At 44.8% G+C, this 16,331-nt stretch carries 18 protein-coding genes; 14 read left to right on the plus strand and 4 right to left on the minus strand.

The window, feature by feature from the left end:
• Positions 1–16 precede the first annotated feature (16 nt).
• Positions 17–862 (plus strand): carboxylating nicotinate-nucleotide diphosphorylase, encoded by an 846-nt coding sequence (gene nadC, locus FTT83_RS07010; RefSeq protein WP_180043145.1) that lies wholly within the window; start codon positions 17–19, stop codon positions 860–862.
• 89 nt (positions 863–951) lie between these two features.
• On the opposite strand, the gene rph is transcribed toward nadC, so the two are convergent.
• The 3 genes from rph to FTT83_RS07025 form a co-directional block, all read right to left on the minus strand.
• Positions 952–1,668: a ribonuclease PH gene (gene rph / locus FTT83_RS07015; RefSeq protein WP_166170535.1), complete on the minus strand. Its 717-nt coding sequence runs from the start codon at positions 1,666–1,668 to the stop codon at positions 952–954.
• A 174-nt stretch (positions 1,669–1,842) separates the two neighbouring features.
• A complete protein-coding gene (locus FTT83_RS07020; RefSeq protein WP_373423492.1) occupies positions 1,843–2,988 on the minus strand; it encodes a fatty acid desaturase in 1,146 nt (381 codons plus the stop codon).
• An 84-nt stretch (positions 2,989–3,072) separates the two neighbouring features.
• A complete protein-coding gene (locus FTT83_RS07025) occupies positions 3,073–4,095 on the minus strand; it encodes a ferredoxin reductase (RefSeq protein ID WP_086196588.1) in 1,023 nt (340 codons plus the stop codon).
• 173 nt (positions 4,096–4,268) lie between these two features.
• Between FTT83_RS07025 and FTT83_RS07030 the strand changes: the two genes are divergently transcribed.
• Complete coding sequence (locus FTT83_RS07030; protein ID WP_086196589.1) at positions 4,269–4,928, plus strand: TetR family transcriptional regulator; 660 nt, start codon at positions 4,269–4,271, stop codon at positions 4,926–4,928.
• A 60-nt stretch (positions 4,929–4,988) separates the two neighbouring features.
• On the opposite strand, the gene FTT83_RS07035 is transcribed toward FTT83_RS07030, so the two are convergent.
• Entirely contained in the window at positions 4,989–5,606 is a 618-nt protein-coding gene (locus tag FTT83_RS07035; RefSeq protein WP_180176469.1) for a thiol:disulfide interchange protein DsbA/DsbL, read from the minus strand.
• Between the two features lie 180 nt (positions 5,607–5,786).
• On the opposite strand from FTT83_RS07035, the gene ubiG reads away from it, so the two are divergent.
• The 12 genes from ubiG to FTT83_RS07095 all read left to right on the plus strand — a co-directional run bounded on the left by ubiG (position 5,787) and on the right by FTT83_RS07095 (position 16,276).
• The gene (gene ubiG / locus FTT83_RS07040) at positions 5,787–6,500 is read left to right on the plus strand and encodes a bifunctional 2-polyprenyl-6-hydroxyphenol methylase/3-demethylubiquinol 3-O-methyltransferase UbiG (RefSeq protein WP_166170527.1); all 714 of its coding nucleotides are present in this window, start codon (positions 5,787–5,789) and stop codon (positions 6,498–6,500) included.
• Positions 6,500–7,198 (plus strand): HAD family hydrolase, encoded by a 699-nt coding sequence (locus tag FTT83_RS07045; protein ID WP_180043141.1) that lies wholly within the window; start codon positions 6,500–6,502, stop codon positions 7,196–7,198. The genes ubiG and FTT83_RS07045 overlap by 1 nt, the downstream gene beginning before the upstream one ends.
• Positions 7,199–7,229: 31 nt before the next feature.
• Positions 7,230–7,976, plus strand: a complete 747-nt coding sequence (locus FTT83_RS07050) for a YciK family oxidoreductase (RefSeq protein WP_086196593.1) — start codon at positions 7,230–7,232, stop codon at positions 7,974–7,976.
• 204 nt (positions 7,977–8,180) lie between these two features.
• Positions 8,181–8,336, plus strand: a complete 156-nt coding sequence (locus tag FTT83_RS07055) for a hypothetical protein (RefSeq protein ID WP_180044009.1) — start codon at positions 8,181–8,183, stop codon at positions 8,334–8,336.
• Positions 8,337–8,637: 301 nt separating this feature from the next.
• A complete protein-coding gene (locus FTT83_RS07060; protein ID WP_086196594.1) occupies positions 8,638–9,036 on the plus strand; it encodes an RcnB family protein in 399 nt (132 codons plus the stop codon).
• Positions 9,037–9,264: 228 nt separating this feature from the next.
• Entirely contained in the window at positions 9,265–9,654 is a 390-nt protein-coding gene (locus FTT83_RS07065; RefSeq protein WP_180044007.1) for an RcnB family protein, read from the plus strand.
• A 129-nt stretch (positions 9,655–9,783) separates the two neighbouring features.
• Positions 9,784–11,136 (plus strand): amino-acid N-acetyltransferase, encoded by a 1,353-nt coding sequence (gene argA, locus FTT83_RS07070; RefSeq protein ID WP_180174292.1) that lies wholly within the window; start codon positions 9,784–9,786, stop codon positions 11,134–11,136.
• A 329-nt stretch (positions 11,137–11,465) separates the two neighbouring features.
• Positions 11,466–12,428: a sulfonate ABC transporter substrate-binding protein gene (locus FTT83_RS07075; RefSeq protein ID WP_180044003.1), complete on the plus strand. Its 963-nt coding sequence runs from the start codon at positions 11,466–11,468 to the stop codon at positions 12,426–12,428.
• 28 nt (positions 12,429–12,456) lie between these two features.
• Positions 12,457–13,449: a sulfonate ABC transporter substrate-binding protein gene (locus tag FTT83_RS07080; protein WP_180176468.1), complete on the plus strand. Its 993-nt coding sequence runs from the start codon at positions 12,457–12,459 to the stop codon at positions 13,447–13,449.
• A 16-nt stretch (positions 13,450–13,465) separates the two neighbouring features.
• Positions 13,466–14,641: an FMNH2-dependent alkanesulfonate monooxygenase gene (gene ssuD / locus FTT83_RS07085; RefSeq protein ID WP_180043999.1), complete on the plus strand. Its 1,176-nt coding sequence runs from the start codon at positions 13,466–13,468 to the stop codon at positions 14,639–14,641.
• A complete protein-coding gene (gene ssuC, locus FTT83_RS07090; RefSeq protein ID WP_180043997.1) occupies positions 14,641–15,456 on the plus strand; it encodes an aliphatic sulfonate ABC transporter permease SsuC in 816 nt (271 codons plus the stop codon). The genes ssuD and ssuC overlap by 1 nt, the downstream gene beginning before the upstream one ends.
• Positions 15,457–15,466: 10 nt before the next feature.
• The gene (locus FTT83_RS07095; protein WP_180043995.1) at positions 15,467–16,276 is read left to right on the plus strand and encodes an ABC transporter ATP-binding protein; all 810 of its coding nucleotides are present in this window, start codon (positions 15,467–15,469) and stop codon (positions 16,274–16,276) included.
• Positions 16,277–16,331: the final 55 nt, after the last annotated feature.

Below are 16,331 nucleotides of genomic sequence, written 5' to 3' on the forward strand. Positions count from 1 at the left end.
AGATACGGGAATCCTTATGAGCATATCTCAATCCTTGCTTGAACAATCGATCCAAATCAACATTCAACAAGCATTACAAGAAGATATTGGCGAAGGTGATATCACTGCTTTATTAACTCCTGAAGATGAACAGGCGACAGCAACCATTATTAGCCGTGAAGACATGGTGCTGGCCGGTCAGCCTTGGGTCAATGCACTGATTCAGGCTTATGATCCAAAAGTACAGGTCACCTGGCTAAAAAATGATGGCGACCGCGTACAAGCCAATGAAGCCTTTTTAAAACTGGCCGGTTCTGCACGCAGCCTGCTCACGGTGGAACGCCCTGCCCTCAACTTTGTGCAAACACTTTCTGCGGTTGCGACCAAAACCGCTTTATATGTCAAAGAACTGGAAGGCTTAAATACCAAATTGTTAGATACCCGTAAAACCTTGCCGGGCTTACGTATTGCACAAAAATATGCCGTGGCGATTGGTGGCGGTCAGAACCATCGTCTGGGTTTGTTTGATGCCTTTTTGATTAAAGAAAACCATATTATGGCAGCCGGTGGTATTGCGCAGGCGATTAGCAAGGCACATAACATTGCACCGGGTAAACCTGTTGAAGTTGAAGTTGAAACCTGGGATGAACTAAACCAGGCTTTAGAAGCAAAAGCGGATATCGTGATGCTGGATAACTTCAGCCAGCAGCAAATGATTGATGCGGTGAAGCATGTTGCCGGTCGTTGCAAGCTGGAAGCATCAGGTAACATTACCATCGCAAACTTACGTGAAGTGGCAAGCTCAGGTGTGGATTATATTTCAATGGGTGTATTAACCAAAGATGTGAAAGCAGTGGATTTATCCATGCGTTTTAATGCTTGATCGCCCCTACTCAACTCAATAAAAATTGAGTCAATAAAAAACGCACCGATGGGTGCGTTTTTTATTGCTGAGATTGTTAAATTAACAACTTACCAGCCTAAAGCTTCTTGCTGTTTTTTAATGAGTTCTTGGATGCCTTTTTCTGCCAATTCAAGCATTTCGTTACATTGTGCACGGGTAAATGGCTTGTCTTCAGCAGTCCCCTGCAGCTCGATAAACTCGCCTGCTTGAGTCATCACTACGTTTAAATCAGTTTGGCAGTTTGAATCTTCTTCATAACACAAATCGAGCAAGGCTTTGTCTTGATACATGCCGACAGAAATCGCAGCCACCAGACCTTTCAACGGATCGTGTTTAATTTTCTTGGTTTCAAGCAATACATTCATGGCATCGACTAAAGCCACTGCTGCACCAGTAATGGATGCTGTACGTGTACCACCATCAGCCTGAATCACATCACAGTCAATGGTAATGGTATTTTCACCCAGTTTTTTCAAGTCCACCATGGCACGCAGGCTACGACCAATCAGACGCTGGATTTCCTGAGTACGGCCACTTTGTTTACCACGCGCCGCTTCACGGTCACTACGGGTATGGGTAGAACGTGGCAACATGCCGTATTCCGCAGTCACCCAACCCTGTCCCTTACCTTTCAAGAAACGCGGTACTGAATTATCAATACTTGCAGTACAAAGAACTTTTGTATGACCAAATTCAATCAACACTGAACCTTCCGCATAACGTGTATAGTTACGGGTAATTTTTACGTCACGTAATTGATCTAATGTACGTTGGTCGATACGCATAATGAGTCCTTAATTTCGGCTAAAATTCATTGCGGCCTAGTATAACAGAAGCATGCTCTCAGGTTTTGCCAAGAGATTCTCTATTGGCAAAAACCATCAAGCCCGGATGCATCCATTTTAGCTTGCATGAAATTCGCTACCCACCCTGCATATCCTTAAGCTTGTTATTGAAGTTTAAAAGCTCAATAAGTCTTTTAATTTCTGTTTGGATTGTTCAAGAGTTGAAGTCCATGAATTTGGCAATGAACATTGAGCCAAACGTACCCAGACGCTCCCAAACTGTTTCATGAAACTGGCTTCATTATAGTGAATGCCATACTCTGCACATAAGGCACGGATTTTTGGTGCAGCTTCAGCATAACGGTTCGCTGGCATATCAGGGAATAAATGGTGTTCAATTTGATGACTCAAATTACCACTCAAAATATGCAGCCATTCTGTGCCGCTAAAATTACTCGATCCGCGAATTTGACGTAAATACCATTCGGCACGCGTTTCAGTGGCCGTATTGTCCAGTTCAAAGGTTTCGGCATCTTCAGTGAAATGTCCATTAAAAATCACTGCGGATGCCCAGAGGCTACGAATGACATTCGCCACTGCATTTCCGGCAAATACCGGCAGTGCATTCGGACCTGCAATTAATGGAAAAAAGACATAATCTTTGGCAATCTGACGGGTGGCTTTCTTGCGGAATTTTGCCGACTCTTTCCAGACCTGTTTCCAGGTTTTGGTTTTATAGGCAATCGCATCTTCCAGATGTAAATTCTGTACACCGACATACCATTCAAAGAACAGCATCAGCTGAATAGTTAAAGGAATATTGAATAAAAAGCGCGGTTCCCATTTTTGTGCTTCACTGACCCGAATCAGGCCATAGCCCACATCATGGTCTTTACCGACAATATTGGTATAGGTGTGATGGATATAGTTATGCGTATGTTTCCAGTCATCGCCTGTTGCCATGGTGTCCCAGTCATAATTGGCACCATTTAATGTCGGATCATTCAGCCAGTCGAACTGACCATGCATCACATTATGGCCTAGTTCCATATTTTCCACGATTTTGGAAATACCCAATAAACCGGTTCCCAATAACCAGACTGGTGGAATCCAGCCGCCAAACATCAACATGCTGCGTGAGGCAATTTCGCTATAACGGACAAAATCGCGGATTTTATAAATGTATTCGGCATCTTTTTCACCAATGCTGTCCATAATTTCGCGGCGAATGGCATCGACCTTTTCACCAAATTCGGCAATTTGTTCAGCAGTTAAATATTTTGATTTACTGTTTTCTTGAAACTTTACTGACATATTCATTGTTTTTCTCCTGAGTGAGAATCAAACACTGCTATAAAAATTGCAATCAATCACTGAGCAGCGCTATCAAAGCATTTTTTGTTTTTAAAGGTTAATCACCACCGGACTCACGGCCTGGCTAATACACAATTTAATCTGGGTATTGCTATCGTGGTCGATTTCACCAGTGAGCAGGTTTTTGGTTGAGCCGCTGACTTTGGTACAGGTACAGGTATTGCAGATGCCCATACGGCAACCATGTGCGGGTCTTAACCCCGCCTGTTCGGCACTTTCCAGCAAATTGGTCTTGGCTTCAAACTGTTGTTGAGCGCGTAAGAAAATTACCGGTTGTACTGCAGCAGTTTCATCAACGACGACCTGGAAATATTCCTGTTTGAGCAGATCGGTAATCCCCAGCTGTTGATAAATCTGGTTCAGGCTTTGCATCATGCCCTTGGCACCACAAGCATAACTTTGACGTTGCTTAAAATCTGGAATGATACTTTCAAGCAGTTCCACCGTTAAATGTTGCTTCTGGGTCAGGGTATTAAAATGATGATATTGAAACTGTGGATACTGCTCGGCCAATTGCTGCAATTCGCTATGAAAAGCCTCATCACGGCTAAAATAAATCAGGTCAATTTGACTGACTTTTTGATGGATGGCCTGTTGCAATAAAGAATAAATTGCAGTGATACCACTGCCTGAAGCTAACAACAGAATAGGTTGTTGAGATGAACTTAATGTGAAATCACCCTGCACCTGAGAGATTTCCACTACGCCACCTACGGGCAAATGGGTTAAAGCATTGGAGACTTTGCCCTGACGTTTTACGGCAATCACCACGTTGCCGTTGGCAGTGATTTTGACAACGGAATAACTGCGTTGCTCACGCACACCTGCAATCACTACAGTCACTAAAATACTTTGTCCGGCATGAAAAGCATCAGCACGAAAATTATGATTCGGCTGCAACTCAATCTGATAAAAGTCTGAACTCAGCATCTGTACATCGACAATACTGGCTTTGACTTTTTTCCATGCCCAGACTGGATTGATTTTTTCAGCAATAAAATCGACGAAATCTTCTCGAATCCATTGCGGCTGATATTGCATGACATGACTCATATGACGTTCCTCTTTTATTGCTGGCTATTTATTTGAGTGAACAGGTGTTCTTATAGTGAACACATGTACACTATAATCATTTTTTAATTCAGTCAACATCCGTTCACTGACATTCGTCGTTTAATTTGTTTTTTTTTGATAGACTTCATTCAGCATTTTTTTAGGGTAGTCGCATGTCGATACGGGATGAGCGTAAGCAGCAGAGCCGCCAAGCACTTTTAGATGCTGCGCTGGCGTTAAACACGTCTGGACGCTCTTTCAGCAGCATCAGTTTGCGTGAAATTGCACGCCATGTCGGTTTGGTACCAACGGCATTCTACCGTCATTTTCAGGACATGAATGAGCTGGGACTGGAACTGGTTGATCAGGTTGCCCTGCATTTAAAAGGTATTTTTCATCAGCTGGGACAAGCCTATATCTATCAGCCAGATACCGAAACCCAAATCAGCCTGGACCTGTTTTTTCAGGCAGTTGAACATCATCCTGAACCGTGGGTATTTATGATTGCCGAACGCTGGGGGGGATCAGAAGTGATTCGCCAGGCCATTGCCCGGGAAATTAATTTTTTAATTGAAGACCTGGCTAATGATTTGGGTCAAATTGAGGCCATGCAGCACATTGGTAATACCCAAGACCTGCAAGTATTTTCTAATATTTTAATTAACTTGTCTTTTACCTGGGCCATGACCTGGATGGATATCAACCGTCACTATCAGGCTGAAGAACGTCTAGAACAACAAAAACAGTTTAAGCTGCAAACCATGACTCAAGTGCATTTGATTTTCCGTGGCATCTCCAACTGGGACCCTTCCAAAGATTCGGTCTCTTCATAATTGAATAACGACCAGAGGTAAAAAAACCGCCATGATGGCGGTTTTTTTAGAACCTGTTGCTTATTTGGCTTTACGCTCTTTTTCTACCAGATAGCTGATCACTTGAGTGACTTTGCCATCTTCACCTTGCACCACATATTTACCATTGACCACAACCGCAGGCACACCACTGAGTTGATATTGCTGTGCCAACTGTTTGGCTTGCGCTATTTTTGAAGTAATAGCAAATGAATTAAACATGCTGTTGAATTTGGCTTCAGGCACGCCATATTTTACAAAGAACTTGGCTTGGGATTTTTGATCAAAAATCTGCTGGCCACCTGCATGAATGGCATGGAATAAAGGCAGGTGAGTTTTCTTACGAACGCCTAATGCTTCAGACACATAATAGCCACGCGCGCCCTGCTCCCAGACAGGATTCATTGCCGCCGGAGTACGCACGAAACGCACATCTTTAGGTAATTTTTTCAGCCAGATCTGCATATGCGGCTCTAAGCGATAGCAATGCGGGCAGCCATACCAAAAGAATTCACGCACTTCAATTTTTCCAGGAACTTCAACCTTAACCGGATTGGCCACCACGGTGTAATCTTTACCTGCAACAAAATTGGCTGCCATTGCAGTACCGGATAAGGCAAAAATAGCCGTTGCTACGCTACCTAAAATAAATTTTTTCATTGACCTTATTGTCCTCTAAATCATTATGTCTAATTTATGCGATCACTATAAATCAATTATGCCGAATTCGTTTTCATTCTGTGAACTTTTTTACGGCATTTATCGCTTTTTTTAGAATTAACGCTACACTAAGCTTCTGTAACTTTTTTAAATTATAATGACTTGATTGAGGTGATACCGATGTCGCAATTGAATGTTGATCCACAAGAAATTGCCAAATTTGAAGCATTCGCTGCCATATGGTGGGATCAGCATTCTGAGTTCCGCCCCTTGCATATGATCAATCCGCTGCGTTTAAACTGGATTGATGAGCATGCTGGCGGTCTCAGCGGTAAAAAAGTGCTCGATGTCGGTTGTGGTGGCGGTATTCTGTCGGAAAGCATGGCGCGTCGTGGAGCCAATGTTTTGGGTATCGACATGGGTGAAGCGCCATTAAATGTAGCCCGCATTCATGCCGAACAGGAAGGCGTGCAGAATATTGAATATCGCCAGGTTCCGGTAGAACAGTTGGCCCAGGAACAGGCCGGACAATATGATGTGGTGACCTGTATGGAAATGCTGGAGCATGTTCCAAATCCGGCATCAATTATTCAGGCCTGCCAAACCCTGGTCAAACCGGGCGGCCATGTGTTCTTCTCGACCATTAACCGTAATCCAAAGTCTTATCTGTTTGCCATTATTGGCGCGGAATACGTTCTGCGTATGCTCGCTAAAGGCACCCATGATTACAGCAAGTTTATCAAGCCTTCCGAGCTGGCGCATGATATCCGGGCAGCAAATCTGAAACTGAAAGACATGACCGGCCTGCATTACAACCCGCTGACCAAACGTTACTGGCTGGCACCAAATGTCGATGTGAACTATATGGTTTATACGGTAAAAGAAGGTGCCTGATGAAAGCTGTACTGTTTGACCTGGATGGCACCTTAATTGACACTGCGGCTGACTTTATTCGCATTATTCAGGACATGTGCCGCGACAAACCCTGTGACATCGTGGCCGCGGATTTAATTCGTACCCAGGTCTCTGAAGGTGCACGGGCCATGGTGAAACTGGTCTATCCGGAACTGGAAGTGGAAGATCCGGTATTCCTCGCCCATCGCCAGCGCTTTTTGGATTTGTATGGTGAAGATATTGCGGTAGAGACCGATCTGTTCGAAGGCATGCATTCCTTGCTAGAACAACTGGAAAGTCAGGATATTCCTTGGGGCATTGTCACCAACAAGCCTCGCTGGCTCAGTGAGTCCCTGCTTCAGGCACTCAATCTGACCGAACGCTGTGCGGTTCTGGTTTGCCCGGAAGATGTCAGCAACACCAAACCCGATCCGGAACCGATGTATCTGGCGGCCAAGCAAATTCAGGTACGACCTGAAGATTGTATTTATGTGGGTGACCATCCGCGTGACATTGATGCAGGCCGCAATGCCAATATGTACACCATTCTGGCAGGCTATGGCTATTTACCATTGCAACACAAAGATAACTTAACAGCATGGCAGGCGGATTGTATAGTGAAGACAGTTGCAGAATTACATCAAGTGATTAATCAACTAGTCGGCGTAAAACAAGATCATCATTCACTCATTTCATAACGACATAACAATATAAACGAGGAGGTATGCAATGAAATATTCAGAATATCAGCCTCGCCCCGATCTGTTAAAAGATCGCATTATCCTGATTACAGGTGCGGGCGATGGTATTGGCCGTGCGGCTGCAATAAGCTATGCCCTGCATGGTGCCACTGTAGTGCTGCATGGACGTACCCTAAACAAGCTTGAAGTCATCTATGATGAAATTGAAAGCCTGGGTGCACCACAACCGGCTATTCTGCCTTTGCAGCTCTCCAGTGCCTCTCCTCGTGACTATGAGTTACTGGTCGATACTTTAACGCAACAGTTCGGTCGCCTAGACGGCATTTTGCACAATGCCGGGATTCTGGGAGAGCGTACCGAACTGGCGCATTACCCGGTAGATGTCTGGGATGATGTGATGGCTGTGAATCTGCGTGCTCCCTTTATTTTGACCCAGGAACTGCTGCCCTTACTGGCAAAGTCCGAGCATGCTTCGGTGGTATTTGCCAGTTCCGGTGTCGGACGTGAAGCACGGGAACGTTGGGGCGCTTATTCAGTATCCAAAATTGCCATTGAAGCAGTGAACCAGATTTTTGCCAAAGAAAATGTCTATCCGAATGTGCGTTTTAACTGCATCAATCCGGGTGCCACCCGTACCGCCATGCGTGCCAAGGCTTATCCTGAGGAAGATCCAAAAACCTTGGCGACACCGGAAAGCATTATGCCGGCTTACCTCTATTTAATGGGGGATGACAGCCTGCATTTGAATGGTCAAAGCATTGATGCACAAGACTGATCTCTAAAAATAAAAAAGGGAGCTCTATATGCTCCCTTTTTTATTGCAGACTTAAATTTTTAAAAACTCAGAACTGTACTTTCGCTATTTAAGGCTTAAATCGTATTTTTAGATAATTTTTACAAAAATATTCGTTTTTATAAATTAAAAGAATGCCGCTATGCTGAACAGCATTCAAAAACATTCAGTATGAGGAAGCTCAACATGGCAGATCAAAAACGTAAAATTGAAACGATTCGTTGTATTGAAAAACTACAGCTTTCAAATACTTTGATCATCGGTCTGGATGATGTCAAACAGGCAGAAGCAATTGCTGAGGCTGTCAACTCACTACAAGGCCTGGTGGAACAATGGAACTAAAAGAAAACTATATGGAACTGTCGAACCCAACCCGCTGTTCAGCCCATTGCTTAGAACATTGTTAAATCAGTCAACGTGATCTCAAAACTTTGATACAAAGTTTTCCTCAAGCAAAAGTTTTTTAATATTTAATAGCGCTATAAAATTGCTGAAGATTTTTAAATGATGAGATATTTTCCCATAATATCCTTATTATCTCTGCATTTTTTAAGAAATGCATGATTGATCTTCACAGTTTCTCTGCAATTATTTTGTACATTAACATCAGTGAAATTAATACTTTTTTTTATGAGGGTTCAACATGAAAAAGATTTTGACTGTTTTGGCAATTTCTTTCAGTGCTTTGATGGCAAGTAGTGTCAGCCTTGCCGGACCTCATGAAAAAAACAATAATTATCGTGGCTGGGATCAATCCGATCAGCCAAAATTTAGCCGCGGTCGCGATTTTCGTGAAGATGACGATGACATGCAAGACAAACGCCGTATGCGTGAAGAACGCGGATTCAAGCGTCTACAACAGCATAAATGGCAACCGGGCTATGTGATGCCACAGCATTATCGTGGCGATGGCTACAAGGTCGACTATAAAAACCATGACTTGCCCAAACCATCGCGTAACCAGCAATGGTACAAAATCAATAATGACTATATTTTAGTGGATACAGACAGCAATAATATTGTACGCATTCAAGGATTCTAAACGCCGTTTTAAATGCTCCATGCCCAAACTCCAGTTTGGGCTTTTTTATTTTTGCACTTTTATGGTCAAGCCTATCCCTTTATCTCTATAACTTTCAGTCTTTTACAATCTTCTTTTTTTCTCCATCAATTTCACAATTCAACTAAGATTCCAACATCGTTTATCTCGACTTTTCCTCTAATTTTGAATCATCGAAAACATCTTCCTAAATGATCCAGGGTGAAAGTAATGAAAAAAATTCTGACTACAATTGCGCTTTCTTTATCTGCATTGATGGCAACTTCAGCGATGGCAGCATCAGACCATCGCTATGATGATCATCAGCGTTATCAGCAGGCACACTCACAACATGACCAGCGCTGGGACAACAACAACCGTTATGACCACAACCGTTGGGACAATAACAACCGTTATGACAGCAAACGAGTAAACCCAAGCCGTGACTGGCGTGCAGGCCAAAACTTCCCGCGTGTATTTAGCTCATCCAGCTATAAAGTTAGCGACCGTGAAGCACGCCGCTTACCGAATACCAACCGTTATCAACAGTGGTATAAAATCAACGGCGACTATGTGTTAGTGAATGAACGTACCGACCGTATTGTGCGCATCATCAACTAAAACCGGCCTAAGTTTCCTCTTCCCTAAAAAACACCTGAATTCAATTCAGGTGTTTTTTATTTTTTAGCTTTCCCCCCGTCATTTTTTGATTAGAATCAAGGAAGGAAATTTTTTAATTTTGAGATAGGTATGCAAACGAATTCATCTGAAACATCACAAAGCACAAATTTACAATATGTGCATTGGTTTCGACATTCTGCACCCTATATCAATGCCCACCGCAACAAAACCTTTGTCATCATGTTTGATGGTGAGGCGGTGCAACATGAAAATTTCCAGCATATTATTCATGACATTGCTCTGCTGCATTCTTTAGGCATTCGGCTGATTCTGGTACATGGTGCACGTTCGCAAATCAACCAGAACCTCAAAGCCAGCGGTATTCAAACGCCTTTTCACAATCACCGCCGCATTACCACACGCGAATCTTTAAGCTGCGTCATGAATGCAGTGGGTTCGATCCGTTTACAAATTGAAGCCCTGCTTTCCATGGGACTGGTCAATTCCCCCATGTATGGCGCACGCATTGATGTAATCTCGGGCAATTTTGTCACCGCCAAACCCTATGGCATTCGGGACGGCATCGATTTTCAGCTGACGGGTGAAGTACGAACGGTTGATACTGACGCCATTCAAAGACATTTGAAAAATCACAATATTGTGTTGCTGGGTCCAACCGGCTATTCCAGTACAGGTGAGGTGTTTAACCTGGTGGCAGAAGAAGTGGCCACCAATACGGCTATTCTGCTGAAAGCCGACAAGCTGATTTTTTTGGGTAAACAGCAAGGTCTGGTCAACGAGTTTGGACAATTGCAGCGTGAAATAGCGCCGCATCAGCTGGATCGGCAGATCTTGCAATATCAGGATTCCAATCCCGATATTGCCCTGCAATTGCGCGGTGCCAAAAATGCCTCCCTGCAAGGGGTACATCGTGTACATCTGATTTCTTATACCTACGATGGGGCCTTGCTGGAAGAACTGTTCACCCGTGATGGTGCGGGCACCATGATGACCGATGCCCATTATGAAGATGTGCGTACGGCTACGATTCAGGATGTCGGCGGCTTGATGAATCTGCTTCGTCCACTTGAGGCCGAAGGCATTCTGGTGTATCGCTCACGTGAAAGATTAGAAAGTGAAATTGAGCAGTTTTCCGTGATTGAACGGGACGGGATGATTCTGGCCTGCGCCGCCCTATATCCAATTCCCACCTCAGCCAATGAAATTAAATCGGCGGAGATTGCCTGTGTGGCGGTCGATCCGACCTATCGCAAGTCCAACCGCGGCAGCCAGATTCTGCATTATCTCGAAGACAAGGCCAAAAGTCTGGGCATTCAGCAACTGTTTGTACTGACCACACGTACCGCGCACTGGTTTGTCGAACATGGTTTTGAACCCGCCAGTGTCGATGACCTGCCCAATGCACGTCAGGCCCTGTATAACTATCAACGTAATTCCCTAGTCTTCAAAAAGCCACTTTAAAGTGGCTTTTTTTATGCCGCTTATATCTTTATTTTTTATATCTTTATGATAAACCCATCGAAATTTATCATGATTTGTTTATGGCATTTTTGCATATTCTTATCCACGCTTAAGATTTAGAATTTAAGTTACTTAATATCAATAATTTAATTAAATAAAACTGGATATTGAGTTGTCCTGATAAATCACATTTCTACATAAGGTTTTCTTTATTTTATTTATCTTTTTTCCTCATTAGAAATTTATCTTTTCTTATTTTTTTCGAAAAAGAAAAGGCTTTAGCGTATGTGTTCAATATTCAACACTTCCTTATTGCGGAGCACACATACATGAGCGCCATTCAAGCAAAATTCTGGGCGAAATCACTGGTCCTTTCTTCAGTAGTTGCTGGCGCAATGATGATGTCAGGTTGCGGAAAAAAAGAAGCTGAAACAGTCACGTTAAATATCGGCTTTCAAAAGTATGGCTTGTTACCGATTATTAAAGAACGTGGCACTTTAGAAACGGCGTTGAAAGATCAGGGCGTCAATGTGAAATGGGTAGAATTCCCAGCCGGTCCTCAATTGCTTGAAGGCTTAAATGTCGGCAGTGTTGTATTAGGTGAAGCAGGTGAAGCGCCGCCTATTTTCGCACAGGCTGCCAATTCAAATCTGGTTTATATCGCCAACCAGCCGGAAGCACCTAAAGCTGAAGCCTTGATTGTGCAAAAAGATTCAGCCATTCATAGCATCCAGGATTTAAAAGGCAAACGTGTTGCACTCAATAAAGGCTCGAATGTTCATTATCTACTGTTAAAAGTGTTACAAGCCAACAAGCTCACCCTAAATGACATTCAGGTGGTGTACTTGCCGCCTTCGGACGCACGCGCAGCCTTTGAGAAAGGTGCAGTCGATGCCTGGGTGATTTGGGACCCGTTCTTTGCGGCTGCAGAAAAGCAGATTGGTGCTCGTGTCATTGCCACAGGTGAAAACCTGGTCAGTAACCATCAGTTTTATCTGGCTGACCGCAAATTTGCCGAGCAGCATCCAGATGTGCTGAAAGCGGTGGTGAATGAACTCAACACCACCACACAATGGGTATCCCAGCATCAGGACGAAGCCGCCAAGCTGCTGGAAAAACCAACAGGACTGTCTAAAGATATCCTGAAAACGTCCATTTCCCGCATGGGCTTTGGGGTACAACCGATTTCTAATGAGGTGGTGCAAAAGCAGCAATATGTTGCCGATGCCTTTTATCAGCAGAAACTGATTCCAAACAAACTCAATATTCAATCCGCGATTTTGGCGAAGTAAATCATAAATAAAACCTAGGGGATTTAACATGACTCAGCATCAGCTACACAACAAAGCAGCCACATGGTTCAAGACCTCCAGTCATGGCATGAATGCCATGTTAATTGCTTGTTCGATGTTGGGTTCAGGTGCCGCCTGGGCTGTTGATCCTTCAGTGAAACAGCTTCGTGTCGGCTATCAAAAATCTTCTGTCAATCTGGTGATTGCACAACAGCAAAAGTTATTTGAACAGGAATTTCCCAACGCCAAAATCAGCTGGAATGAATTTCCGGGCGGTCCACAAATTTTAGAGGCCCTAGCCGTCGGTTCTGTAGATATCGGTTCAACCGGCGATACGCCGCCTGTCTATGCTCAGGCAGGCAACAAGCCACTGCATTATTTTGCTTATGAAACGGCAAAACCTTTGGCTTCTGCCATTTTGGTGCCAAGCAACTCCAAAATTACCCAGCTCCGCCAGTTGAAGGGCAAACGTATTGGGGTTCACCGCGGTTCAAGCTCACATTATCTATTGGTGCAGGCAGTACGTAAGGCCGGTTTGCAATGGACAGATGTTCAACCGATCTGGCTCAGTCCGGCTGATGCCCATGCGGCTTTCCAGAAAGGTGCGATTGATGCCTGGGCCATTTGGGACCCGTACTATGCTGCGGCACAACTGGAAGATAAGGCCAAGGTACTGACCACAGGGAAAGGCTTAAGTCCAAATTACACCTTCTATCTGGCTTCAAATGATTTGGTTAAGAATCATCCTCAGGCACTTAAAGGCATTATCAAGCAGCTTAATGTTGCCGATAAATGGGTACAAAGCAACAAGGCTGCGACTGCAAGCCTGTTTGCTCAAAGCACCGGTCTGAAACCGATTGTCAGCCAGACTTTTATCCAGCGTCGTCCTAACCCGTCTGGTGCTGCTCTGCTCAGCAAAAAAGTGATTGCTGATCAGCAAGAGCTCGCCAACCGTTTTAGCGAACTCAAGATCATTCCGAAATCTATCAATATTCAGCAAGCCGTTTGGGCAGGCAAATAATCTAAGGATCAATGCAATGAAAATTTTCTGGTTTATTCCTACGCATGGTGACAGTCGTTATTTAGGCACAAGCAAAGGCGCCCGTCAGGTCGATCATGCTTATATGAAACAGATTGCCGTCGCGGTAGATAACCTGGGTTATGAAGGCGTACTCATTCCAACCGGCCGTTCATGTGAAGATCCATGGATTACCGCTGCCAGCCTGATTGATGCCACTAAAAATTTGAAATTCCTGGTGGCATTACGTCCAGGCGTTACCACACCGGCACTGGCTGCACGTATGGCAGCAACTTTTGACCGTTTGTCTGGCGGTCGCGTTCGGCTGAACCTGGTCACCGGTGGTGATGAGCAAGAGCTTAAAGGTGACGGCGTGTATGAAGATCACGCGACGCGCTATAAAACGGCGGCTGAATACACCACCATCTGGCGTGAAATTTTAAAACATTCACATACTGGTGAAAGTTTCACTTTCCACGGTGAACACTTAAGTGTCGATGACGCAAAACTGCTTTATCCGCCAATACAACAACCTTACCCGCCACTTTGGTTTGGCGGTTCTTCCGATGCAGCCGTGGAATTGGCCACCGACCAGGTCGATACTTACCTGACTTGGGGCGAACCACCGGCAGCAGTAAAAGAAAAAATTGAAAATGTCAGAGCCAAAGCTGCCGCCAAAGGCCGTAGTTTAAGTTACGGTATCCGTTTACACGTGATTGTGCGTGAAACCAATGAACAGGCATGGGCTGCTGCTGAAGAGCTGATTCAGTATGTGGATGATGCAACCATTGCTGCTGCACAACAAAAATTCAAGCAGATGGATTCAGTCGGCCAACGCCGTATGGCTGAACTGCACAACGGTGACCGTACTAAACTTGAAGTATCTCCAAACCTTTGGGCTGGTGTAGGCCTGGTTCGTGGCGGTGCAGGTACAGCATTGGTGGGTGACCCTGAAACGGTTGCTGCACGCATTCAGGAATATGCGGACTTGGGTATTGATACTTTTATTTTCTCAGGCTACCCGCATCTGGAAGAGTCTATTCGTTTTGCCGAACTGGTGTTCCCGCTGTTGCCTTTAGAAACCCGCAAGAAACTGGCTCAACCGAACTTGACCGGTCCTTTTGGTGAAATCGTAGCAAATAACTATGTTGCTGATGAGGCCAAGAAGGAAGTGAAACATCAGGAGCCGGCTTAATGAGCACAAGCATTTCTGCGGGAGCCTTGGCGAAACCCAAGGTTTCACGTGGAACACAATTTGGGCAGCGTTTGCTGCCCTGGTTGTTCCCGATTGCACTGATTGTTATCTGGCAAATTGCCTCCAGTACCGGGCTGTTGGAAAGCCGTATTCTGCCTGCACCGACGGCGGTCGTAGCTGCATTCTGGCAGCTGCTGATCAGTGGTGAACTTTGGCAACACGTCAAGGTGAGTGCCGGACGTGCCCTGCTCGGTTTATTGGTCGGCGGCGGTTTGGGTTTATTACTCGGCCTGCTGAATGGTTCTTCGAAGACAGCCTCTACCCTGCTGGATACCACGTTACAGATGATCCGTAATATTCCGGCTTTAGCCTTAATTCCTTTGGTGATTTTATGGTTCGGGATTGATGAATCTGCCAAGCTGTTTCTGGTGGCGGTAGGGGTATTTTTCCCACTCTATATCAATACCTATCACGGCATTCGTTCAGTAGATCCGCAGCTGATCGAGATGGGTAAAAGTTATGGCTTAACGCGCTGGGAGTTATACAAAGAAATTATTTTACCGGGTGCGATGCCTTCGATTCTGGTCGGTTTACGCTTTGCCCTTGGTCTGGTCTGGGTACTGCTGATTGTGGCCGAAACTATTTCAGCACAATCCGGTATTGGTTATATGACCATGAATGCGCGTGAGTTTTTACAAACTGACGTGGTCTTGGTAGGGATTTTACTGTATGCCCTGCTGGGCAAACTGGCCGATGTATTGGCCGTCGCTTTAGAAAAATACCTGCTGCGTTGGCACGCTGGCTATCAAAAATAAGGAATAAGACATGACTGATTTAAGCATCGGGCGTCATGTATCTGAAGAACGCTCAATATCGCAACAACCTGACCCTACAGATATCAATCCTAACGCAGTGGTGGGTGCAGAAATTCTGATTGAACAGCTGCACAAATTCTATGGCGAAGTGAAAGTTTTGGAAGATCTGGACCTGCATATTCAACCGGGTGAATTCCTGGCCATTGTCGGACGCAGTGGCTGTGGTAAAAGTACCCTGCTGCGTCTGATTGCCGATCTGGAACAACCGAGCTATGGCGAAATCAAGTTTAAATCAGCACGTCATATTCGCGAAGGCATCACCAGCGATGACATTCGGGTCATGTTCCAGGACCCACGACTGTTGCCGTGGCGTAGCATTGAGCAAAATGTACAATTGGGTTTAGCCAAAGAACAGCAAGCCAACGCTTCTGCACTACTGGAAAAAGTCGGCTTGAAAGAAAAGGCCGGACTCTGGCCATCACAACTTTCAGGCGGTCAGCGTCAGCGTACTGCACTGGCCCGAGCCTTATCGCATAAACCTCGCATTTTGCTGCTTGATGAGCCTTTAGGTGCGCTGGATGCACTCACCCGTTTGGACATGCAGAACCTGATTGAAAAACTCTGGACTGAACAGGGCTTTACCGCCATTTTAGTCACTCATGATGTCAGTGAAGCCGTACAACTGGCCGACCGGATTATCCTGTTAGATAAGGGGCACATTGCCCAGCAGTTTAAAGTGGATTTGCCTCGACCACGTAAAAAAGATTACTCATTTACCGAGCTGGAACAGCAAGTATTAAAGGCTGTATTGGCAACCTGAGCATGCAACACGGCGATAACGAATCTAAACGATCCGTTATCCTTCCTCGGTTTAT

The organism is Acinetobacter sp. YH01018, from assembly GCF_013420295.1.
GTDB lineage: Bacteria > Pseudomonadota > Gammaproteobacteria > Pseudomonadales > Moraxellaceae > Acinetobacter.